The sequence below is a fragment of the Halalkalibacter sp. AB-rgal2 genome (genome assembly GCF_041821005.1).
In the GTDB taxonomy this organism is placed as follows: Bacteria; Bacillota; Bacilli; order Bacillales; family Bacillaceae_D; genus Halalkalibacter.
Genome location: NZ_JBGUAV010000001.1, coordinates 96,086 through 118,097 on the forward strand (window position 1 = coordinate 96,086; position 22,012 = coordinate 118,097).

Sequence of the window (22,012 nt, forward strand, 5' to 3'; positions counted from 1 at the left end):
AATGAGCTTGTCGGGAAGGTGGTCCATGTAGGGTTCAAATACGATATGAGGTATTGCATAAGCCAGCATGAGGAAGCGCTCTTAACGGGCAATTACGATCATATTTTACTAATATAGGTCAACACCGCTTCACGCAAAAAGGCAGCCCCACCTTTCACCCTCCGATCATAATAATCCCTAAACCGTTCATCCTGCACATACATCTCAACAAGTCCAGCATGGGCTTCATGCGAGTAGCTTGGCCATGAATACATGAGCCATTCTTTATGTTTTCGAGCAAGCTGTTGTGCGACATCTGAAGCAGGATCACCTATTGAAATGGCCTCTTTTAATAAAGAAACCAACTCAAGTTCTAATGCTTGCATCGCATTGTAATCCTTTTCGGACATACCTTTTAATTTGGTATTGCTTGCTTCAACTGTTTCATGACCATACTTGTTACGAATTTCGTTGCCGTATTTTGCTTCATTTTCGGCGATTAATTGATCTTTTAAGCCTTCAAATTTCTCTTTGTCTGTCATGTTAAAACCTCCTTCATAGCTGTTAATGGTTTTTCTCATCGTTTTGAGAATTTTTTCAAGGCGGTCACGTTTTCTCATTAAATGCTTGTAATGATGCTTCAACGCTTCTGTTTGATCAACATCAGGCTGATGAATCAGCCTCTTAATCACATCTAAATGAAGATCTAACTCGCGATAAAATAAAATTTGCTGAAGCAAATCAACCTCTTTTCTACCATATATTCGATAGCCAGATGAATTGACTCTCGCAGGCTTTAATAGCCCAATTTGATCGTAATAGCGAAGTGTACGTCCGCTAATACCAGACATTTGCGCTAGTTTTTGAACGGTGTATTCCATCGTGAACCCTCCTTGAAGTTGATCATACACCTTTACGTAACGTAAAGGTCAATGGAATTTGATGATTTTCAAAAAAATATGACATCATGTAAAGGGTATGATGTATTTTCGGTTTTATCGATATATGATAGAAAGAAAGAGAGGTGGGGACAAGAATGGAAGATTATAAAGCTGATGTTTTTATTAATGAGTTAGAGCAGCACCAAAATGAAAATGATGTGGAAAGAATGAAGCGATTTTTCAAAGACTCTGATCCTCATACATTATGCTTGGGATTACACATGAAAACCGTGTTTCAAACGGCTAAACGTTTTATTAAGATGCCGTTGTCAGAAATTGAAAAGCTTCTTGAGAGTCCTTATTATGAAGTGAGAATGGGTGCTGTTAGCATTATGGATTTCCAAGCGAAGCAGAGAAAGCTCTCGCAGGACACGAGAAAAGCATTATTTGACCTGTATATTCACAGGCATGATCGCATTAACAACTGGGATTTTGTTGATCGTTGTGCACCTTCAGTGATTGGAAAGTACTTATTAGATCGCCCAAGAGATATTCTCTATAGTCTAGCGCGTTCTACTAATAAGTGGGAGCGGAGAACGGCGATTGTTAGTACGTATGCCTTTATTAAACAAGATGAGTTAGATGACACGTTTCGAATTGCGGAACTATTAATTGCTGATGAAGAAGAGCTTATTCAAAAGGCTGTTGGAAGTTGGATCCGTGAAGCTGGAAAGAGAAATGATGCGAAGCTAAAAGCCTTTCTTGATCAGCATGCTCAGGAGATGTCGAGAATGACCTTGCGTATGGCAGTTGAGAAGTTTAATAACGAAACGAAGCAATACTACTTATCTATTCAGAGTAAGTAAGCGTATTCCAAATGAATAACTAGATAATGACGCCCTCTAGTACATGTGATTAGTTAAAGAGGGCGTCGTTGTTTGTGAGCTTCAACTTAGTCGGCTATATTCAATCAATCCAAAAGTGATCCCGACTGGGTCGCTAAAGATACAAACCTTCCCAATGTGTGGAATCTCGCGAAGGTTGGAGTGAGATTGAGCTCCTAAATTTTGCGCGCGTTGAGCTGTATCTTCGATTGAGTTCACGGTGTAATACACGTTCCATTCCGAAGATCCGGACTTAGAGGAAGTCATTACTCCTATTATTCGATGACCGATTTGAATATGAACGGCCTGTGTGAAATCATATTCAAACGGTTTGAATGTCCATCCGAAAATTTGCGTATAGAAGACCATGGATTTGTTTAGGTTAGGAGTGGTTAGCTCAATGTAACTAGGGACTCCTTCATTTTGTTTAAGAACATTCATTGCTTGAAAGGTACCGGTCTTCAACAAGGAAAATATGGCTCCATCAGGGTCTTGAATGACTGACAAATGCATAAGGTCCTCTAAATAGAATGGTTCGACAAGAATCTGCCCCCCTCCCCTTCGACAATTTGCTGTAATGCTATCAATAGAATGAGTAGCGAAGTAGACACTAAGATGTGAAGGTGTCCCTTCAGGTAGAGGAGTATCGTTCATATTTGTCAGGCCACCAAGTGTAGATTGTTGCTGTTTAATGATGGGATATGTTTTATGAGGCCACTTTTCGTCATGGTAGCCCCAACCGAATAGCTTATTGTAGAACGATTTCGTGCACGCCATATCTGCTGTTTTGAGATCTAACCAACAGAGTTCTCCTACTTCTCTAATATTCTGCATATAATTATTGATGCCTCCTCATACAAATTTTTTGTACTTTACGTACTGTTGTCTTACAAAGGCTGCTTTTGTATGGACCCCTCCCTTAACACGAAAAAAAGCGCACACTATCCCTAAGGAAAGTGCGCGCCTTATATGTGCGCTATATTTTTTATTTAAGTTATACTATTTATATATTACGATAAGAGGAGAAATGAATCAAGGATAACAGGTAAATAAGTGATTTAAAGTCTACTAGGGTGAGGTGATGAAATGTTTGATAAGGAAAAGCATTACAAAGAATTAACGATTCTAAAAACAATTGCCGAAACATTAAACCAAAATACCAATATGAAGGAAATGCTACAAACGACGCTTGAAAAGCTATTAGATTTGACGAGCTTAAAAACAGGCTGGATTTTTCTTATTGATGATGAACCGGATTATGAGCACATAGCAGACCATAACCTTCCGCAAGCCTTGGCGCAGGAAGATAAAGAGGTTATGCGTTGTGGTGTTTGTTTATGCTTAGGGCTATATTGGGCTGGAGGTTTAAATTCAGCTGTTAATATGATTGAATGTGAAAGACTACACAATGCGAAGAAATATTCTTGGGGAGATACGGGTAATTTGACGCACCATGCTACGATTCCGTTAACCGTTCGTGGGGAGCGGCTTGGACTTCTAAATGTCGGCTCACCGGGAAAGGAAAGCTTTAATGAGGAGGAATTAACGTTTTTGGAATCGGTTGCTTATCAAATTGGGACGGCTATTGAACGAACGAGATTAATCGAACAAAAAGAGAAGCAAGCTGTCGATAAAATTGCGCAGTACATCGTTAATTATTATGCAAATGCCAATCACGTCACTCGTTATATATGGAAGATCAATGATATGAATAAATTGCTCTTGGCGGTCGTGAGAGAGGTTGCTCAATCTTTTCATTGGCCGACAGTAGCCATTGTGTTAAAAGAGGGAGATCAAAAATTCGTTAAATCGATTTACTCTAATGGAAAAAGCGAGTTGAGCCATATTCCGATACCGCATCATCACGATATGATACATCGTGTCTTTTTTGAGCACACCTATTGCATAAGTGATGAACAGAATGAGCATTTACCGCAATTACCTTCAAATCAGTTTACCGTGGCGATTCCCCTAAAGGTTCATGAGATTCACATGAATGTTGAACCGATTGGTGCCCTTTATTTAGGACGAGAAACAGAAACATTTAGAGGGTTAGAAATGGAAATTCTGGAGGTGCTGACGGATCATATTTCATTAGCGATGGAGAAAATCCGCCTCTATAATGAGTGGCAAGGATGGCTGATTGCAGAGGAACGAAATCGTCTTGCTCGTGATTTACATGATTCCGTCAATCAAAAACTTTTCTCGCTCTCTCTCATGGCAGGAGGATTGAAGGAATTGATGAAAGAAAGTAGTCCTGAAATAGCTGATGTATCACATGATATCGGTCAACTTGCACAAGAATCATTGAATGAAATGCGCTCACTCATTTTGCAAATGCGCTCTCAAGGTGAAGTGAAAGGGATCCTTGGAGCACTGCAAGATTATGCTGAACAAATAGGTATTTATTTAACCATTTATATGAAAAAAACTGTCCCGCTACCAGTAGAAATTGAAAAAGCATTTTGGCGAATTGGTCAAGAGGCTTTAAATAATGTGAAAAAGCATGCTGAGACGAATCGCGCCTGGATTCGAATTGAAAAGGATTACAATGAGATACGAATGAAAATATCCGATCAAGGTCGTGGGTTCGTACCAGAACGGCTAGAGAAGTGTACTCAGTCAATCGGGATTTCGAGTATGAGAGAAAGAGCTGCTGAGATTAACGGGCTGTTAACGATAAGTAGTGAGGAAGGAAGTGGGACGATTATAATCGTTTCTGTCCCTATTTCATCTCAGAAGGGGAGAGGAGAATATGAAAATTAATGTATTGCTAGTTGACGATCACCTTGTCGTACTCAAAGGATTAACGTTTTTCCTTCAGACTCAGCCGGAATTGAATATTGTCGGTCAAGCGAAAAATGGCAAGGAAGCGCTTGAGAAGATAGAAGAGCTGAATCCAGACGTAGTCTTAATGGATTTGATCATGCCAGAAATGGATGGTATTGAAGCAACAAAACGAATTATGGCAAACCACCCGCACATTAAGGTGATCATGTTAACGAGCTTTTCAGATAAAGACTCCGTTCTACCAGCTATAAAGGCGGGAGCGATTGGATATCAGTTGAAAGATGTTGAACCGAGTGTGCTAATAGATACGATTACAGCTGCGATGGCGGGAAATAAGACTCTTCATCCGCAAGTGACTAACCAATTAATCAATCAAATGACAGCAGATGACAATAAAAACGTCTCGATGTTAACAACACGGGAAAAAGATGTGCTTGAACAAATTACATTAGGACGTAGCAATAAAGAGATTGCTTCCGTTCTACACATAACAGAAAAGACAGTGAAAACCCATATTACACATATTTTTGCGAAAATGGAGGTTCAAGATCGGACACAGGCAGCAATGTATGCGCTGAAACATGGCTGGTTCAAGTAAATAATTGATCTCAGACAAAGGTCGTATAGGAAGGTCTTACAAAGATGTAAGGCTTTTTTTGTATGGAGATTTCAACCATATGACGGGCGTCTTCAAGGACAAAAATGAGTAAGCTGAATGTAGTTAAAACATAAGGAGGAATGAACAATGAATACCGTTTTATTTGTAAAAGCGAATGACCGTCCGATGGAAAGCTCAGTCAGCGTGAAAATGTATGAGCAATTTTTACTGAGCTATAAAGAGTCGCATCCCAATGATACGATCACTGAAATTGACTTGTATGAAGTGCCCCTACCTTATTTAGGGAACAAGGTTATTGATGCTGGTAATAAAGCAGCGAAAGGGCTGACTATGACGACAGAAGAACGAACGTTACATCGGTTTGTCTCAAGTAAATTGGAACAATTTATTTCGGCTGATAAGATTGTGTTTGCCTTTCCGCTTTGGAACTTAAGTGCTCCTGCTGTCCTTCATTCTTATCTCGACTATATGCATCATCCGGGAAAGACATTTTCCTATTCAGAGGAAGGGGCTACTGGATTACTGACAGATAAGAAAGTAGCTTTACTCAATGCAAGAGGGGGCATATATGCAGAGGATGATCGTTTTGAAATGGCAGTAAACTTCGTAAAAAACCATTTATCCTTTTTTGGAATTACAGATATTACGACATGTGTCATTGAGGGACATCATGAGTTTCCACACAATGGGGAGAGGATTATACGTGAAGGGCTTCAGCAAGTGGAAGAAATAGCAGGTCAATTTTAACGTTAAATATAGAGTGGAGGGGAAAGCGTATGAGAAGCATGGATCATCAGGAAGAATGGGCGATTAACGCCCAAGGACTCGTTAAAACATTTGGCCAAACTCGTGCCGTAAATGGTGTGGATCTTCAAGTGAAAAAAGGAACCATTTATGGAGTGCTTGGTCCAAATGGCGCGGGGAAAACAACAACAGTTCGTATGCTAGCAACATTATTGAAGCCTGACGGAGGTCGGGCGGAAGTGATGGGACTTGACCTAGTCAAGGAGGCTGTTGACGTACGAAGTAAGGTGAGCTTGACAGGCCAATTTGCCTCAGTCGATGAGGAGTTATCAGGATTAGAAAACTTGATTCTGATTGCTCGGTTAATTGGTTATAGTTGGAGGGAGGCAAAAGCAAGGGCGAAGGAGCTGCTTAAGGCGTATAACCTAGAGGAGGCGGCACTACGCCAAGTCGGGAAATATTCAGGAGGAATGCGTCGTCGCATCGATATTGCAGCGAGTACGATCATTTCTCCAGACGTCTTATTCCTCGATGAACCGACAACCGGTCTTGATCCACGAAGTAGAAATCAAGTGTGGGAGGTCGTCAAATTGCTGGCAGATGCGGGGACGACTGTGTTGCTGACAACTCAATACTTGGAGGAAGCGGATCAATTAGCAGACCGGATTGCTGTGATTGAGGATGGTAAAGTCATTGCAGAAGGAACGAGCAGTGAATTAAAAGCATCAGTAGGAGCAGGAGTGTTCTCTATAAGGCTTGTTCATTCAGAGGATCGAACACGTGCTGAACGTTTGCTTGCGACTAAATTAAATGCAAAAGTCCAGCAACCAACTGATGCAAAGCAATTATCCATACACCTATTAAACAGTGGAGAAGCTTCAGAAGTGTTGGAGATTTTGGAAGCTGAAGGGATTGAGCTTGCTGATTTCTCATTCGGGCAACCAAGTCTTGATGAAGTATTTTTGACTCTTACAGGAAAACAGAATGACAAGAGCAAAGAAGAGGTTTCATAATGAAAACATCCACTTTACAAGATCGACAGTTACAAACGGCTATCTCAAAACGCCAGCGCCCAAAGCGCCCAAGTGCTATTTCAGCAACAGTAACATTTGCCTGGAGGGCACTACTTAAAATCAAGTATGTACCTGAGCAGCTCTTTGATATTACAGGTTTTCCGATTATTTATTTGCTTATGTTCACGTATTTGTTTGGAGGAGCGATTTCCGGTTCGACTGAGCAATATTTACAATTCCTTTTGCCTGGCATACTTGTTTTAACAGTTGTTATGATTACGATGTATACGGGAGTAGATTTAAATAAAGATGTCTCAAAAGGGATATTCGACCGGTTTCGTTCATTGCCAATTTGGAATCCGTCCGTTCTAACAGGAGCGTTAGTCATCGATATTCTTCGTTATAGTGTCGCCTCGATTGTCATCATGACTCTCGGCTTCATACTTGGTTTTAGACCAGAAGGGGGCTTATTAGGAGTCGTGTTAGCCATCTTCGTCCTGCTCTTCTTTGCCTTTAGTCTTTCTTGGATTTGGACGACGCTCGGGTTGGTTATGAGAACGGAGAAGGCACTAATGAATTTCAGCGTGATGATTTTGTTCCCTGGAACGTTTATAAGTAATGTCTTTGTTGATCCAGAGACGATGCCCACATTCCTGCAAATTATTGTAGAGGTGAATCCCGTTTCGATTGTCGTGACCGCTGTCCGCGCTCTAATGGAAGGAAGCGCCACATGGAACGATATCATTTGGGCATTGATTGCCTCGGGAATCATCATAGTCATCTTCGCCCCACTGACAATGTTTTTTTATCGGAATAAAAAATAATTTAGATAAATTGTAATAGGTCTTTTTCTTATAAGTCGAGTTCGACTTTTTGGAAGAGGCCTTTTTAAATTTCCACCATTTCGGGATAGAACAATCTGAATATATATTTTGGTTCGACTCGTCCATGTTTATAATTTTACAATACGAATGGTTAAGGTGATAAATAAATATTGACAAAAATAGGTGAATATGAAATATTATACATACCGGACGACCGGTATGTAGGAGGGGTAAAATGACTCGAAAATATAAATCCGAGGAAACGAAGGGAAAGATTATTGCCATTTCAACTAAGCTATTTATTGAAAGAGGTTTTGAAAAAACAAGTATAAGAGATATATGTGAAGCAATTGGAATGTCTAAGGGGGCGATCTATCATCATTTTAAGTCTAAGGCGGAAATCATTGAGGCCGTTAAAGAAAATAAATATAGCAATGTCGAACAAACAGTAAATGATTGGATCAATGAAATCGATGCACAATCAGCAAAAGAAAAATTAACAGGCCTCTTAGAAAAGGACTTAAAAGACCAAGAAGCACACTCTCTTGATGAAGCTTTAAGTACACAAATAAAAAGTAGTGATTTTATTGTCTCCATGATGAAGGATTCTGTGAACAAAAGTGCGCCTATTTTTGCAAAAATTATAGAGGAAGGAAACCGAGATGGGTCAATAACAACTGATTACCCATATGAGTGTTCGGAAGTATTCTTTTTATTATTAAATGTTTGGTGTGACCCTCAAATTATGGAGTGCAATGAGGAGCAATTACATCGTCGATTGACATTTTTGCAATTAATGATGAAACGAATGGGAGTAGATATTATGAGCGATTCAATGGTCCAAGACACTGAGAAGTTTCTGAAGAATTTGTATTCAGGTGGTGGGGAAGCTTGAGTCACCAAGCGGCTATAAAAGTCGAAAACTTGACTAAAGCGTTTAATGGTAAGGAAATCATCAAATCTTGTAATATGTTTGTTAAAGAAAAGTCTATTTATGGCTTCTTAGGTGCAAATGGGGCAGGGAAAACAACTGTTTTCAAAATAATAACAGGGCTTCTTTCACCTACGACGGGCAAGATTGAAGTTTGCGGGATGGAAGGTAGCAAACAGAGAGAGGACATATTAAGGAACATAGGGAGTATGATTGAAACACCTGTATTTTATGAACATTTATCAGCTGAATCAAATTTACGCATTCATCTTTCCTATATGGGTATTCAAGAGGATGATAAGAGCAAACGTATAATGATAGTAGGGTCAATTTGTTTGGGACTGGGGATCTTGGCACTGCTTAGTGGTATTTTTCAATTAATCACTGTTTAGTTAAAAGTACCTTTGTACCGTTAAATCAGTTATACTGTTTAAAAAAGGAAATTGGAGGGAGAAGATGATTACAATTGATGATTTTAACAAGCTTGATATGAGAATTGGAACAGTAGTAAGAGCTGAGCCTTTTCCAGAGGCGCGTAAGCCTGCAATCAAATTAGAAATTGACTTTGGAGAGGGAGGTATTAAACAGTCATCAGCTCAGATTACGAGAAGGTACGAGCCAGAACAGCTAGTTGGGCGACAAGTCGTCGCTGTCGTAAATTTTCCTCCTATGCGGATTGCTGGGTATAAATCGGAGGTGCTAGTTGTTGGAGGTGTGCCTGAGGATGGAGATGTCGTTCTTCTTCGTCCAGATGAAGCTGTTAAGAACGGTACACCCATTTCATAAAGGAATAATCGGTCAAGAAAAGGTGTCTCAGAAGAGAAAGTCTGAGGCACTTTTTCTGTTGTAAAGACCAAGAACCAAATATTGACACTACCAAATTTTATGCTATAATTTAATGAAAATCGTAATCATTATTATTTAATTGGTGAAAAGAGGGATGTGATGAAACAGGAAGTTGAATTCATTAAATTAAACCCAACACAAAATATGACGATTCTAGTAAAAACGAATCATCCAAGAGAGTTACATCCTCGTATTGCTACTAAATTGATGTCATATGATAGCGTATACGCTGAACAAGTAGGATTTATCGAACAAGCAACTACTAAAGAAGCTGCTGCTCATTTGAATATGGCAGGTGGTGAATTTTGTGGAAATGCATGTATGGCATTGGCCTCGTTGATTGCATCAACGAAACTAGTAGATGAGCAAGATTTGACAGAAATCGTTTTAAACGCGTCTGGTACAAAAGAATTAATAAGATGTAACGTAATAAAAACTACAGACCATTACGATTGCCAAGTGACAATGCCATCTCCTGAAATAATAGAACAAAAAGCGATTGAATATGATGGAGAGCATACAGAGATCGTGATAGTAAGATATGACGAATTTATACATATTGTCATGGAAATAAATGAATGTAATGAATCTATGAAAAAAAAGGCTGAATCATTAGCTAGGTTGCTAGGGGTAGCAGGAGGGGCAAAGGTTATTGGCATTTTGCTCTACCAAGCAACAACTAATGAAATGAGTCCACTGATTTATGTGCCTCATATAGACAGCATGATATGGGAAAGGGGGTGTGGATCAGGGACAGCCTCAATAGGTGCTTACCTTGCTTGGAAAACAAAGAGAGCAGTTCAAGTGCAGGTTAAGCAGCCAGGTGGAACGATGAAAGTGCTGGCAATGGTTGATAACGAGAAGATCACGAGACTTAGCATTGAAGGTTCAGTTGGAATAGTAGCAGAAGGTAAGGCCTTTATTGATTTGTAACATCATAATTTATTAGGGGTGAGAATCATGAATGCCATTGGACGAATTCAAGATGATTTGAAGCCATTCAGGGAGAAATTTGGTGAATATGCAAGTCTGTATGACCGTACTTTACTTAATAGTTCAGAATTAGAGCTTTTAATGGATGCTTATTCTTCGTTTGTCATCGATGAAGACCACAAGAAAAGATGGGAACAGCTAGAACAGCAGGAATGGAGTGAGCTAGATCCCCTAGTTGCTGAATTAAGAGAGAACTCAGCTAGTTGTGTGGCTGTACTAGAGAAATACCGAGCATTAAGGCTATTAGATGGTGGAGAGGTTGATATAGCCGATTATTTTAAAAATATTGAATCGTGTATTGAAAAAGAATTTGGTCATTTTCATGTGACAGCTGATTCAAAAGTATTGTTAGTTGGGTCAGGGGCGTTTCCTATGACTCCACTTCTCATTGCAAAAAAGACGGGGGCAGAGGTTGTTGGAATTGATATCGATGAGGAAGCCATTGATCTCGGTAGAAGAGTAATTGATAAGCTTGGTCATGATTTATGTATTCGTTTAGAAAATACCTTCGTTGAAAACCTTGATTGTACAAAAGAGTTAACTCATATCATCTTCAGCTCAACTGTGGCAAGCAAATACGATATATTGGAGCAATTGTATGATTTAACGGCTGAACATGTCGTTGTTGCGATGAGGTTTGGTAATCAATTGAAGTCGATTTTCAATTATCCTTTACAAGAAGTTAACACGAGCAAGTGGAGAATGGTTGAACAAATTTTGCGACCGACGCAAGTATTTGATATTGCCTTATACCAAAGGGTTAATCAATCATTTGATATGTAAGGAAGGAGACCATTATGATGAAGCGAGTTTTACTATTAGGAACAGGTCCTACCTCGGTTCAACTAGCAGTTATATTAAAAAAATATGCTCATTGCGACGAAGTTGGAATTGTTGGGAGAACTTCTGTCCGTTCTGAAGGTTTTTTTTCAGCTCTTGAGAGAAACGAAAATCGTCTTCAGGCTCATATACAAAATCAAAAAGACGAGAGCATGCAAGGTGAATGTTCAATTGATCAAGTATTTTGTGGGTATGAAACGATTAAAGGTACATGGGATACACTTATTCTTTCTGTCACGACAGATGCATATATGGACGTATTACAGCAGATAGATACTGGAATAATAAGGGACGTTACATGCATCATTTTAATTTCTCCAACCTTTGGGTCGAACTTTTTAGTGAAGAGCTTTTTCCATCGTTTGCATTTAAATGTAGAGGTAATTAGTTTTTCTACATATGTTGGAGATACCCGCTGGTTGACGAATAATCCATCTAATCAAGTATTAACAACAGCGTTAAAGAAGAAGGTTTTTATCGGTTCAACGTCTAACTCGTCGGAAACGATTGATCGATTAGATCGCTTATGTCAGCAGCTAGGGATTACGTTAGAGAAGATGAGGTCACCAATTGAGGCGGAAACACGAAATATTTCGTTGTATGTGCACCCGCCATTGTTTATGAACCCATTTTCGCTAAAGGCTATTTTTGAAGAAAGCGTTGTAATGAAATATGTGTATAAACTGTTTCCTGAAGGGCCGATCACACAAAATTTAATTCGCGATTTACGCACTCATTGGCAAGAAATTATGAATATCTTAAATAAAATTGGAATAGAAGAAATAAACCTCCTTAAATTTATGATCGATGACAACTACCCGGTAAGGCCAGAAAGTATATCAAGACATGATATTGAGAGCTTCCCACAATTCCAAGTCATTCATCAGGAATATTTATTGTACATACGGTATAGCGCGTTATTAATCGATCCGTTTTCTAAACCAAATAAAGAGGGAAAGTATTTTGATTTTTCAGCTGTTCCGATTCGCCAAATGTTTGTTAATCGAGAAGGGGAACTAGACATTCCAAGAATGCCAAAGGAGGATTACTATCGAATTAAGATCATACAAGGAATTGCGAAATATTTAGGGTTAAGTAGTCCAACCATTGATAAGTTCGTTGAAACGTATGAGATAAAGATAAAAGAAGTGACAAAGGCCCATAGTCAGAAGCGGTTGTCGAATGCATTTGTTGTTCAAAGGTTTCATGATGATGTGCAAATGATTTGCGAAGAAATAGATCAGTATGCGAATTAAATCGTAATAATTTTGATTTAATAAAATGATAGTTTAAATGAAAAGGGGAGATCGTACGTGTTAGTAAAGAGATTAAAGGTAACTATTTTTATGGTCATGATGGTTTCGGTGTTCGTTGCATGCTCTGAGACATCAGAAAATACGAGTGGAGAGGAAAAGGAACAAGAACAGGAATTAGTTTATGCAGCAGCTAATGATATTAACGACTTGAATCCACATTTATATGCAGGTTCGATGCCTGCGCAAGGAAAGATCTTTGAATCATTAGTTGAAAATACGGAAGAGGGGATTAAACCATTGCTTGCTGAGTCATGGGATATTTCTGATGATGGAACCGTGTATACGTTCTATTTAAGAGAGGATGTGACGTTCCACGATGGGGAGCCATTTAATGCTGAGGCTGTTAAACAAAACATTGAAGCGATCCAGGAAAATGCCGAGACCCATGCTTGGATTCAATTATCGACAAAGATCGTACAATGCGATGTGTTAGACGAATATACGATTGAAATAACGTTATCAGAAGCCTATTATCCGACTCTTGTAGAATTATCGATGACAAGACCTTATATCTTTACTTCGCCTAATGACTTTATTGGTGGTGGGACGAAGGATGGTGTAGATGGCTACAATGGGACAGGACCATATATGCTATCTGAGTATAAAACAGATGAGTATGCCATTTTTGAGGCGAATGAGAATTATTGGGGAGTTACACCTCATATTCAGACGATTACCTCACAAGTTCTACCAGCAGGTGAGACAACCTTTTTAGCGTTACAAAAAGGCGAGGTTAATTTTGTTTTTACAGATGATCGTGGTGCAGACAGTATTGATGTAGAAGCAATGGAGCAATTAGTAGCATCAGGTGATTATCAGATTACTAGAAGTAAACCGATGAATACGAAAATGATTGTCGCTAATAGTAGTAGAGTTGATAATCCTGTTAATGAATCGGCTGTTCGTGAAGCGATTTGGTATTCGATTGATCGAGAAACCATTGCAAAGGATATTTTTAGCGATACGGAAACGGTAGCTCATACATTGTTTTCCTCTAATATTCATTACGCAGATGTCGAGTTGAAAGAGCGGGGCTACGATGTTGAAAGAGCAAAAGAAATTCTAGAGGAAGCAGGTTGGTTATTGGAAGGTAACGCTGAAGTTAGAACGAAGGATGGACAGGAATTAGCGATGCTACTGTATTACGATGTCAATTCACCTTCGCAAAAAACACAAGCTGAATTTATTCAGAGTACATTAAAGGACGTAGGCGTTCAATTGGACATCTTTGGTGAAGAATCAACGTCTATTGCAAACAGACGAACAACAGGTGATTATGACTTATTATTCAACCAAACATGGGGATTAGCGTATGATCCACAAAGTACGATATCTGCTTTTAAATCGGAAACAGCGTATATGCACACGACAAGTGGGATTGAGCAAGTGGATGAGTTATACGAGAAGATTGATGAAGTAATGGTCACGATGGATGAGGAGGAGAGAAGTGATTTATATGCGGACATTTTGACGATTGTTCATGAAGAAGCCGTCTTTATCCCGATTTCAAATGGAAGCATGACAGTCGTTGCACCGAGTGAGTTAACAGATATTTCATTTAGACAAACACAATTTGAGCTGCCTTTTGAGCAAATGAGGTTTGAGTGATTGATGAAAAGGAGAATTTAAATGGGGAGCTACATCATTAAGAAAATCGTGATGACGATTCCGTTACTGCTCGTTATTTCATTTTTAACGTTTATTTTAATTAACCTCTCTCCTTTAGATCCTGCTGAAGTGGTGCTACAGGCTCAAGGGGTACCGAAGATAACCGAGGAGTTAATTGCTCAGACAAAGGAAGAACTAGGGATGGATCAACCATTTTTTATACGTTATATCGAATGGGTCATCGCTTGTTTAAAGCTAGATTTTGGTCACTCCTATGTGACGGGCCAGCCTGTTTGGTCTTTAATTGGTCCGGCGTTTCTGAATACATTCAAGCTCACCCTCGTCTCCTCGATCGCGATTATCTTCATTTCGATTGTAGTGGGTGTTATATGCGCCTTACAGGAAGGAAGAGCAATAGATAAATCAGTAAGAGGGCTTTCCTTTCTTCTAACGGCGATGCCTTCCTATTGGTTGGCTTCGCTTATGATATGGTATTTCTCTGTAAAGCTAGACTTATTGCCGACTTATGGGATGGATTCATACGAAAGTTATATTTTACCTGTTATCATTATCGTGATTAGCTATGCCGGTATTTACTTCCGTGTTGTACGAAGCTCGATGCTAGCTAACTTAAATGAAGATTACGTGTTATATGGTAGAGCGTGCGGATGGACGGAGAGGAAGGTCATTAAGCATATCGTACGAAATTCATTACAAGTTGCAGTTTCCATCTTCTGTATGGCGATACCAATTATATTAGGAAGCACGGTCGTCATTGAAAATGTTTTTGCATGGCCTGGATTAGGAAGTCTTAGTGTTCGTTCCATTTTGAGTAGAGATCTCCCTATTATTCAAGCATACGTCCTTATATTAGCTGTCGCTTTTGTTTTGTTTAATACGTTGTCTGACATCATTAATGCCGCAATGAATCCGAAGCTAAGGAATGATCTTTAAATGAATGTTTTGAAGAGTATTAGTAAAGATAAGATAGCCACAATGTCTCTAATTTTGCTTGTAGGTGTGATGGTTGCGGGGATATTGGCTCCGATTGTTGCTCCACATGACCCAAATGAAGTCGATATGAGCCTTCGATACGCTCCAATGTCTTGGACGTACTTATTAGGAAATGATCATTTAGGTAGGTGCGTATTATCAAGGTTGATATATGCAATACGTCCGAGTGTGCTAGCGGTCTTAGCTGCATTAGTGATTTCTGTCTTGGTCGGCATGGTATTAGGCTTTATAGCAGGCTATTTTAAAGGTAAGGTCGATGCAATCATTATGAGAATGTGTGACACGATGCTTTCTTTTCCTGGATATGTGATGGCTTTGGCGATTATCGGAATTCTAGGAGTTGGCCTAGAGAATATTTTAATTGCCTTTGTTCTAATTAAGTGGGCCTGGTTTGCGCGCATTATTCGTACATCGGTTATGCAATACGTTGATTTAGACTATGTAAAATACTCGAAGGCAGTCGGGATGAGTCCTATTAGAATTATGTATAAGCACATTTTACCAGTTAGCTTTGCAGACATTGCGGTTATTTCTAGTGGTGCGATTGGCTCGATGATCTTACAAATATCAGGTTTTTCCTTTTTGGGGTTAGGGATACAAGCACCGAACGCTGAATGGGGCATGATGTTAAATGAAGCTAGGGATGTCATGTTCACAAGGCCAGAATTAATGATAGCGCCTGGGCTGGCGATCATGCTTGTTGTATCAGCTTTCAATTTCTTGTCCGATGCCCTTCAAGTAGCTTTAGATCCTAAGTTGATGAAATCAAACGATCATCCGCACAAGAAGGAAGTGCTCTCAGAAGTAAATGTTCAAGGGAAAGGGGTGGCTAATTAAATGGCTAATCTATTAGATGTTTCGAACCTTAAGGTATGGGATGCTCATACGGGAAAGGTCATTGTGCATAATAGTTCCTTTCGTTTAAAGGAAGGTCAATGTCTAGCTATTGTCGGTGAAAGTGGGAGTGGAAAATCAGTCACTTGTAGAGCAATTATGAAATTGAATAAAGCTTCGCTATTTCAGTCAGGCCAAATCAAGTATAAAGAAAGACAGCTAAATGATCTTGCTGAAAGAGAAATGAGAAAAATAAGAGGTAAAAGCATTTGCATGATTTTACAAAATGGGATGAGTGCCTTTGACCCGACGTGTACGATCGGTGTTCATATAAAGGAAACATTGACTGAGCACTTTGATATGCCTAGTGACCAAATGATAAAAAAAATGAAGAATGCAATGGAAAGTGTGAGGTTGAAGCATCCGATCGAAGTCTTGAATAAATATCCTCATCAATTATCAGGAGGTATGCTACAGCGAATCATGATTGCTCTTGCTATTGTGTTAGAACCGGACGTCATTATTGCTGATGAACCGACGACAGCATTAGATACGATCTCACAATTTGAAGTGGTCGAGCAACTCATTCAATTAAGAAAGAGAATGCATACGTCTATGATTTTTGTCTCGCATGATTTAGGCATTGTACGAAAAATAGCGGATGATGTTCTCGTTATGAAGGATGGCAGAGTTATCGAGAAAGGGAAAACAGAAGCGATCTTCTCTGAGGCGCAGCATGATTATACGAAACATTTAATAGGGACTAGATTAGCGTTGAGCCAACACTTTGAGCGAATTATGGGAGGAGAGGCTAAAGTTGCTGAAAGTTGACCATGTTGAAAAATCCTATAAAAATGGCGGCTTGTTTTCAAAAGGAAAGCAACATGTATTGAGGGGTATTAGCTTTGAATGTAAGGATGGAGAGTGTTTAGGAATCATTGGTGAAAGTGGTAGTGGTAAATCAACATTAGGACGTTTATTAGTTGGGATTGAAAAGCCTGACCGTGGAACCGTCTTATTTCATGGAAAGGATGTAGGCGATAGAAAAGTGAGAAGAGGGGCAATCAGTGCTGTATTTCAAGACTATAAATCGTCTATTAACCCGTTCTTTACTGTATATGATGCTATTAAGGAATCTCTTATCCCACATTTTAAAAATAAAAGAGACCTTGACTTGAAGATTGACCATCTATTATTTCAAGTTGGACTAGATCCATCCTATAAAAGTAAATACCCACATGAGCTATCAGGGGGTGAAGCGCAAAGAGTTTGTATTGCAAGAGCAGTATCAACTGAGCCTAAGTGTCTTTTATTAGATGAGGCGATTAGCTCGTTGGATGTTTCCGTGCAAACACAAGTGCTTGACTTATTAAAGGAGTTAAAGGAAGTCTACAATATGAGCTACATTTTTATTACGCATGATCTTCAAGCGGCTGCTTACATATGTGATCGGGTGATGATTTTTAAAGATGGTCAAGTTGAAGAAGTTGTGAAGGTCGAGGAATTGGGCAATGTTCAATCCGAATATGCGCGAAGGTTATTAAGGGCACTTATTACATTTTAATAAATGAAGGAGAAAGTCATGTTTAGTGGAGCAATGTCTTGGCCTTTTTTACGTTTGTATGTGTTAGTTCTCCTCTATTTCAGTGCGAACGCTATACTGAATGTCATTATTCCATTACAAGGGGAAAGCTTAGGAGCTAGCAATACGACGATTGGTGTGGTCATGGGGGCATATTTATTTACAACGATGTTCTTTCGTCCATGGGCAGGCCAAATGATTGAGCGGCATGGGCCAATAAAAGTGTTGAGGATTATTTTGATCATTAATGGGGTTGCCTTGCTATTATATACAATTACTGGATTAGGCGGTTATTTAATTGCACGGATGCTACAAGGGGTGTCTACTGCTTTTTTTTCGATGGCGCTACAAGTAGGCATCATTGATGCCTTGCCAGATAAGGAACGCTCGCAAGGTATCTCATTGTACTCTCTATTTTCATATATTCCTGGTATTATTGGACCCTTGTTGGCGATAGGTATTTGGCAAGAGGGAATGAATTATTTTACGGTTATTATGGTTGCGATTGCTGTTATAACAGGGTTCGTTGGCTATAGTGCGAAAATAGAAAAAAGCGAGCAAGCAAGCGTTACGAATGAGAGTAATGAACGGAAGGCAGTTACCTTTCGTTCATATAGTCAGCTAGTGAAGAATCCCTTTTTATTTAAATGCAGCGTACTTATGCTTGTTGCATCTATTGTTTTTGGAGCGATTACGACCTTCATTCCACTTTATGCCATGCAACTAGAGAGTGGGAATGCGGGAATTTACCTTATGCTTCAAGCGGCAACAGTAGTGGCTGCGCGGTTTACATTAAAAAGCAAAATTCCTTCAGACGGGAAGTGGCACTCTACTTTTATGATGGGAACGATGCTACTTTTAACAATAGCGTCCTTATGTGTAGGATTATCAGCAATTGGTGGGGCCATCGTTTTCTATATTGGCGCTATCTTAATGGGAGTTGCTCAGGCTTTATTATATCCTACGTTAACAACATACTTATCATTTGTTTTGCCCCGATCAAGTCGGAATATGCTATTGGGACTATTTATTGCGATGGCAGATTTAGGTGTGTCGTTAGGGGGAGTGATTATGGGTCCGCTAGCTGATCTATTCTCATACCCGCTGATGTACATCATATGTGCGGTATTAGGTTTACTGATGGTAGGGTTCGCTTATGAGCGGAGGAAGGAATTTGTTGAGTGAAAAAATATGTAAAGGGTGGACCTCCGTGTAATTGGAGGTCTTCTTTTGTTAAAAGATTAAGAAACGATAAAATTCGAGGAAGAAATAGACGCTATCGCGTTTTTCTTCTATAAAAAACAGCCAGGAAACATTCCAGTAGAGATACCTAAGCGATTCCAGCTATTTATCGTATTAATAGCCATGATGATTGTGAGAAATTCCTTTTCGGAGTAGTACTGAAGGACGTTCTTATAAACATGGTCTGGGACTCCTTCTTCAGCTACCCTTGTCACGCATTCCGTTAATTCTAGTACAGCTTTCTCTTCATCCGTATAGTTAGAAACTTCACGCCAGACGGTCAGTAATAAGATACGGTCGAGGCTTTCTCCCTTCTTTTGAAGCTCTTTCGCATGCATATCGATGCAAAAGGAACAGCCGTTAATCTGCGAAGCGCGCATCTTAATAAGACTGTACAGTGTTGGATCTAGTCCACTTTCAGTAATCAAGGTTTCTAGCTTCATCATCGTTTTGAAAATTTGTGGATGGACCTTTTGATGATTGATTCGAATAGTCAATGCTATCACTCTCCCTAAAAATAGTTTGTTGCAATATATATGACAAACGAACAGGGGAATTTGTGACATTATTGAGAGAAATATTTCTCTGGAAAATAAAGTTGCATAGATGAATGCTTTACGTTAGCGTTATTTATGATGGTTGCGATAAACACTTGGAGACATCCCGGTATGCTTTTTGAATAGTCGGCTGAAATAATATACATCTGAATATCCAATTGCTTTAGCTATATCGAGAACAGAGTGATGAGTGAACGTAAGTAATTCTTTAGCTTTTTTGATTCGGAATTTAATCAAATAATTAATCGGACTTAGTCCGTTATAATATCGAAATTGAGATGAAAAAAAACCTTGACTGACGTTATATCGATTAGCCATATCAGTTAACGTTATTGATTTACTATAATTCAATTGGAAATAGCGGGCGGCATCATGAACCATATCTGTTTGCTCATTCGAATGGGATTCGTTTTGACAAGAAACAATGGATTCATACAATAACTGATAAAATAGGATTTTAGAACGAAATGTAGAAAGGGGTCCAGACGCAACAGAGTTTGTATGAAGAGACTTTAATAGTTCGAGTAATGTATGGTTAAGGTGCACTTGTAATTTATAGTGTGACTTGACGTATTTATCAACTGTATCAGCTTCACAAGTATAATGGATTAAACAATATTCGAAGTCTGTCTTTGTGCTTGTTTCATAATCTAAGTTCATTTGACACCCACCGTGTAAAATGGTTCCTGGCGTAGCACTGTATTCTGTCCCATCAAAAGTAAATTTTCCATCTCCTTTAAGTACATACAAAAAGCCAGCAGCAGGAGTTTTGAAGTTCAAATTAGAATATCCTCCTTCAAGAGTGCACCAAAATACATCTGAAACAAAAAATAAGCCTCTTGAATAGTATGAAGTTAATGAATCTAGTTTCACCATTGCTTTACCCCTTATACGATCATTATGATCAAATACTATCATACATAATTGCTTAGGAGAAATCTCAACTAAATTAGAGGGACATGATCGTGAAGAGATGGGTGGCAAATGAACTTAAAAAAATAAGCTTTCCTTGCAAAAGAATGCTAATCAAGGAAAGCTCTAACTAAACAGCTTGCACGGAGAATTAGTAGTAATGTTAATGATTTAAAGCATTGATAATGGTTTCAATTCCGTAAGTTATCCCAATTGGACCAGGAGAGAATGCGGAGCTTTCGAGCAAATGAATGTGATTGTTTTGCACGGCTTGTATGTGATTCCAAACGGTGCTGTTTTCTAATTCTTTTAATCTAGGCTCTAGTTCGACATCGGAACGGTTGTGTATAAAGATATGGTCTGGATTTAATGAACTTATCCCTTCAAGCGAAATTTCCTGAGACGTACCATCAAAAGGTTCAGGAGTTGTTAATTCAAGATCATTGTAGTAATGTAATCGTTCTGTTCCCCATAAGTAAAAGCCATTGTCTTGCACATCGACAAATAATACTGTCTGTTCATTTGAATCGGATAATTGATCTTTGGCATCATTTAGATTGTTTTGATATTGAGCAATAATCTCTTCTGCGTCTTTCTCAAGGTTCAGGGCCCTACCAATTTCAAGCAATGCCCATTGCCAATCGTCATTTGCCTTTAAAGAATCAATGAAAAATACTGGTGCGATTTGAGTTAGTTGAGTATAAATCTGGTCATTTCCCGAAGCATCTCCATCAGAACCTGCTGCTAATATTAGATCGGGATTCAGATCAAGTAATTTCTCTAGGTTGATTTCATTGTAGCTACCAATATCAACAATCTCTGTTCCTTGGTAGTAGGGCTGAAGTGCTTTGAAATTGGCTACAAAGTCGTCAAAGTAATTTGCCCCGACAGGAGGGTGGTTGAATGAAAGCAGAAGCTCTGTTAATGAAAAGTAAGTGACTGCTATTCGTTCAGGGTGTTCGGGTAAAGTCTGCTCTCCTTTATGGTCTACGACAATTCTATGACGACCTATATTAGAATTTGTATCTTCTAATTCATCTTCTGTAGTAGAAGATTGAGAACTGCATGCTATTAATAATAGAGTTAGTGCAGTAGTTAATAATAGAATAATGCTAAATCGAGTCTTCAATGTAAACACCTAACCTTCGTTTTTTTTATTTGAAAATGATTATCAATGTCGATGATATTATAGACGACTTTATCCTGTAATTCAATGGACGATCTGAATAAGTAAGGATGGATTATTCAAATGTAATTGAGGAAGACGTATTTGTATCGTGGGTGTTTAGCTCCATACGTCGCATCGTTCCACCTTCAATAAGGCCGTTGTTATGCCAAACGGATTCTCATTCCGTTAATAGGAAGAAATACACGGTTTATGCGTACGATGTGGAACGTCATTCCGCTAATACTCCAAAAGAAGAGAAAAGTGAAGCACAAAAGGTCGAATAGCGGAATGAGGTTCCGGAAGGGTGGTCAAAAAGGGCTTTATGAAGGAAATAACGGAATGAGGTTCAATTAAGGAGGATGAAAGTAGATACCGAGGGCCCCTTTCAGCGATATGCGAAACTGTTTCCTATTTTGAAAAGCTTGATAAGAGTGA

23 protein-coding genes are annotated in these 22,012 nt (G+C 39.0%); 18 read left to right on the forward strand and 5 right to left on the reverse strand.

Annotated elements, in window-relative coordinates:
- Nucleotides 1-98: 98 nt before the first annotated feature.
- A complete protein-coding gene (locus tag ACERJO_RS00500) occupies nucleotides 99-860 on the reverse strand; it encodes a MerR family transcriptional regulator (RefSeq protein WP_373646246.1) in 762 nt (253 codons plus the stop codon).
- 155 nt (nucleotides 861-1,015) lie between these two features.
- Here ACERJO_RS00500 and ACERJO_RS00505 point away from each other — a divergent pair, with 155 nt between their 5' ends.
- Nucleotides 1,016-1,726: a DNA alkylation repair protein gene (locus tag ACERJO_RS00505; RefSeq protein WP_373646247.1), complete on the forward strand. Its 711-nt coding sequence runs from the start codon at nucleotides 1,016-1,018 to the stop codon at nucleotides 1,724-1,726.
- Between the two features lie 81 nt (nucleotides 1,727-1,807).
- On the opposite strand, the gene ACERJO_RS00510 is transcribed toward ACERJO_RS00505, so the two are convergent.
- Nucleotides 1,808-2,578, reverse strand: coding sequence for a VOC family protein (locus ACERJO_RS00510; RefSeq protein WP_373646248.1), 771 nt, complete (start codon nucleotides 2,576-2,578; stop codon nucleotides 1,808-1,810).
- A 252-nt stretch (nucleotides 2,579-2,830) separates the two neighbouring features.
- On the opposite strand from ACERJO_RS00510, the gene ACERJO_RS00515 reads away from it, so the two are divergent.
- The 17 genes from ACERJO_RS00515 to cntE all read left to right on the forward strand — a co-directional run bounded on the left by ACERJO_RS00515 (nucleotide 2,831) and on the right by cntE (nucleotide 18,883).
- A complete protein-coding gene (locus ACERJO_RS00515; RefSeq protein WP_373646249.1) occupies nucleotides 2,831-4,510 on the forward strand; it encodes a sensor histidine kinase in 1,680 nt (559 codons plus the stop codon).
- Nucleotides 4,500-5,132 (forward strand): response regulator, encoded by a 633-nt coding sequence (locus ACERJO_RS00520; RefSeq protein ID WP_247105160.1) that lies wholly within the window; start codon nucleotides 4,500-4,502, stop codon nucleotides 5,130-5,132. Before ACERJO_RS00515 ends, ACERJO_RS00520 begins: the two co-directional genes overlap by 11 nt.
- 147 nt (nucleotides 5,133-5,279) lie before the next feature.
- Nucleotides 5,280-5,900, forward strand: a complete 621-nt coding sequence (locus ACERJO_RS00525) for an FMN-dependent NADH-azoreductase (protein ID WP_247105161.1) — start codon at nucleotides 5,280-5,282, stop codon at nucleotides 5,898-5,900.
- Nucleotides 5,901-5,929: 29 nt separating this feature from the next.
- Nucleotides 5,930-6,910: an ATP-binding cassette domain-containing protein gene (locus ACERJO_RS00530; protein ID WP_373646250.1), complete on the forward strand. Its 981-nt coding sequence runs from the start codon at nucleotides 5,930-5,932 to the stop codon at nucleotides 6,908-6,910.
- Nucleotides 6,910-7,734, forward strand: coding sequence for an ABC transporter permease (locus tag ACERJO_RS00535; protein WP_247105163.1), 825 nt, complete (start codon nucleotides 6,910-6,912; stop codon nucleotides 7,732-7,734). Before ACERJO_RS00530 ends, ACERJO_RS00535 begins: the two co-directional genes overlap by 1 nt.
- Nucleotides 7,735-7,969: 235 nt before the next feature.
- The gene (locus ACERJO_RS00540; RefSeq protein ID WP_247105164.1) at nucleotides 7,970-8,629 is read left to right on the forward strand and encodes a TetR/AcrR family transcriptional regulator; all 660 of its coding nucleotides are present in this window, start codon (nucleotides 7,970-7,972) and stop codon (nucleotides 8,627-8,629) included.
- Nucleotides 8,626-9,057 carry an ATP-binding cassette domain-containing protein gene (locus ACERJO_RS00545; protein ID WP_247105165.1) on the forward strand — a complete coding sequence of 144 codons (432 nt, stop codon included), beginning with the start codon at nucleotides 8,626-8,628 and terminating at the stop codon, nucleotides 9,055-9,057. The genes ACERJO_RS00540 and ACERJO_RS00545 overlap by 4 nt, the downstream gene beginning before the upstream one ends.
- Nucleotides 9,058-9,121: 64 nt before the next feature.
- Nucleotides 9,122-9,451, forward strand: coding sequence for a chaperone CsaA (gene csaA, locus ACERJO_RS00550; RefSeq protein ID WP_247105166.1), 330 nt, complete (start codon nucleotides 9,122-9,124; stop codon nucleotides 9,449-9,451).
- Between the two features lie 159 nt (nucleotides 9,452-9,610).
- Nucleotides 9,611-10,444: a histidine racemase CntK family protein gene (locus ACERJO_RS00555; RefSeq protein ID WP_373646251.1), complete on the forward strand. Its 834-nt coding sequence runs from the start codon at nucleotides 9,611-9,613 to the stop codon at nucleotides 10,442-10,444.
- A 27-nt stretch (nucleotides 10,445-10,471) separates the two neighbouring features.
- Entirely contained in the window at nucleotides 10,472-11,287 is an 816-nt protein-coding gene (locus ACERJO_RS00560; RefSeq protein WP_373646252.1) for a nicotianamine synthase family protein, read from the forward strand.
- Between the two features lie 17 nt (nucleotides 11,288-11,304).
- Nucleotides 11,305-12,600: an opine metallophore biosynthesis dehydrogenase gene (locus ACERJO_RS00565; protein WP_373646253.1), complete on the forward strand. Its 1,296-nt coding sequence runs from the start codon at nucleotides 11,305-11,307 to the stop codon at nucleotides 12,598-12,600.
- A gap of 57 nt (nucleotides 12,601-12,657) precedes the next feature.
- A complete protein-coding gene (gene cntA / locus ACERJO_RS00570; protein WP_483867197.1) occupies nucleotides 12,658-14,268 on the forward strand; it encodes a staphylopine-dependent metal ABC transporter substrate-binding lipoprotein in 1,611 nt (536 codons plus the stop codon).
- A gap of 21 nt (nucleotides 14,269-14,289) precedes the next feature.
- A complete protein-coding gene (opp1B, locus tag ACERJO_RS00575; protein WP_247105170.1) occupies nucleotides 14,290-15,222 on the forward strand; it encodes a nickel/cobalt ABC transporter permease in 933 nt (310 codons plus the stop codon).
- Nucleotides 15,223-16,119: a staphylopine uptake ABC transporter permease subunit CntC gene (gene cntC, locus ACERJO_RS00580; protein ID WP_247105171.1), complete on the forward strand. Its 897-nt coding sequence runs from the start codon at nucleotides 15,223-15,225 to the stop codon at nucleotides 16,117-16,119.
- On the forward strand, nucleotides 16,120-16,947 hold the full coding sequence (gene cntD, locus ACERJO_RS00585; RefSeq protein WP_373646254.1) for a staphylopine uptake ABC transporter ATP-binding protein CntD: 828 nt from the start codon (nucleotides 16,120-16,122) through the stop codon (nucleotides 16,945-16,947).
- Nucleotides 16,934-17,680 (forward strand): ABC transporter ATP-binding protein, encoded by a 747-nt coding sequence (locus ACERJO_RS00590; RefSeq protein WP_373646255.1) that lies wholly within the window; start codon nucleotides 16,934-16,936, stop codon nucleotides 17,678-17,680. The genes cntD and ACERJO_RS00590 overlap by 14 nt, the downstream gene beginning before the upstream one ends.
- Nucleotides 17,681-17,698: 18 nt before the next feature.
- Complete coding sequence (gene cntE, locus ACERJO_RS00595; RefSeq protein ID WP_373646256.1) at nucleotides 17,699-18,883, forward strand: staphylopine family metallophore export MFS transporter CntE; 1,185 nt, start codon at nucleotides 17,699-17,701, stop codon at nucleotides 18,881-18,883.
- Nucleotides 18,884-18,990: 107 nt separating this feature from the next.
- On the opposite strand, the gene ACERJO_RS00600 is transcribed toward cntE, so the two are convergent.
- The 3 genes from ACERJO_RS00600 to ACERJO_RS00610 form a co-directional block, all read right to left on the reverse strand.
- The gene (locus tag ACERJO_RS00600) at nucleotides 18,991-19,437 is read right to left on the reverse strand and encodes a carboxymuconolactone decarboxylase family protein (RefSeq protein WP_247105175.1); all 447 of its coding nucleotides are present in this window, start codon (nucleotides 19,435-19,437) and stop codon (nucleotides 18,991-18,993) included.
- Between the two features lie 129 nt (nucleotides 19,438-19,566).
- Entirely contained in the window at nucleotides 19,567-20,373 is an 807-nt protein-coding gene (locus ACERJO_RS00605) for an AraC family transcriptional regulator (RefSeq protein WP_373646257.1), read from the reverse strand.
- 199 nt (nucleotides 20,374-20,572) lie between these two features.
- Complete coding sequence (locus ACERJO_RS00610; protein ID WP_373646259.1) at nucleotides 20,573-21,538, reverse strand: iron-siderophore ABC transporter substrate-binding protein; 966 nt, start codon at nucleotides 21,536-21,538, stop codon at nucleotides 20,573-20,575.
- Nucleotides 21,539-22,012: the final 474 nt, after the last annotated feature.

Excerpts from the sequence above, each read along its gene's own strand:
- ACERJO_RS00500 (WP_373646246.1), bottom strand. The coding sequence starts at position 860 with ATGGAATACACCGTTCAAAAACTAGCGCAAATGTCTGGTATTAGCGGA.
- ACERJO_RS00505 (WP_373646247.1), top strand. The coding sequence starts at position 1,016 with ATGGAAGATTATAAAGCTGATGTTTTTATTAATGAGTTAGAGCAGCAC.
- ACERJO_RS00510 (WP_373646248.1), bottom strand. The coding sequence starts at position 2,578 with ATGCAGAATATTAGAGAAGTAGGAGAACTCTGTTGGTTAGATCTCAAA.
- ACERJO_RS00515 (WP_373646249.1), top strand. The coding sequence starts at position 2,831 with ATGTTTGATAAGGAAAAGCATTACAAAGAATTAACGATTCTAAAAACA.
- ACERJO_RS00520 (WP_247105160.1), top strand. The coding sequence starts at position 4,500 with ATGAAAATTAATGTATTGCTAGTTGACGATCACCTTGTCGTACTCAAA.
- ACERJO_RS00525 (WP_247105161.1), top strand. The coding sequence starts at position 5,280 with ATGAATACCGTTTTATTTGTAAAAGCGAATGACCGTCCGATGGAAAGC.
- ACERJO_RS00530 (WP_373646250.1), top strand. The coding sequence starts at position 5,930 with ATGAGAAGCATGGATCATCAGGAAGAATGGGCGATTAACGCCCAAGGA.
- ACERJO_RS00535 (WP_247105163.1), top strand. The coding sequence starts at position 6,910 with ATGAAAACATCCACTTTACAAGATCGACAGTTACAAACGGCTATCTCA.
- ACERJO_RS00540 (WP_247105164.1), top strand. The coding sequence starts at position 7,970 with ATGACTCGAAAATATAAATCCGAGGAAACGAAGGGAAAGATTATTGCC.
- csaA (WP_247105166.1), top strand. The coding sequence starts at position 9,122 with ATGATTACAATTGATGATTTTAACAAGCTTGATATGAGAATTGGAACA.
- ACERJO_RS00555 (WP_373646251.1), top strand. The coding sequence starts at position 9,611 with ATGAAACAGGAAGTTGAATTCATTAAATTAAACCCAACACAAAATATG.
- ACERJO_RS00560 (WP_373646252.1), top strand. The coding sequence starts at position 10,472 with ATGAATGCCATTGGACGAATTCAAGATGATTTGAAGCCATTCAGGGAG.
- ACERJO_RS00565 (WP_373646253.1), top strand. The coding sequence starts at position 11,305 with ATGAAGCGAGTTTTACTATTAGGAACAGGTCCTACCTCGGTTCAACTA.
- opp1B (WP_247105170.1), top strand. The coding sequence starts at position 14,290 with ATGGGGAGCTACATCATTAAGAAAATCGTGATGACGATTCCGTTACTG.
- cntC (WP_247105171.1), top strand. The coding sequence starts at position 15,223 with ATGAATGTTTTGAAGAGTATTAGTAAAGATAAGATAGCCACAATGTCT.
- cntD (WP_373646254.1), top strand. The coding sequence starts at position 16,120 with ATGGCTAATCTATTAGATGTTTCGAACCTTAAGGTATGGGATGCTCAT.
- cntE (WP_373646256.1), top strand. The coding sequence starts at position 17,699 with ATGTTTAGTGGAGCAATGTCTTGGCCTTTTTTACGTTTGTATGTGTTA.
- ACERJO_RS00605 (WP_373646257.1), bottom strand. The coding sequence starts at position 20,373 with ATGGTGAAACTAGATTCATTAACTTCATACTATTCAAGAGGCTTATTT.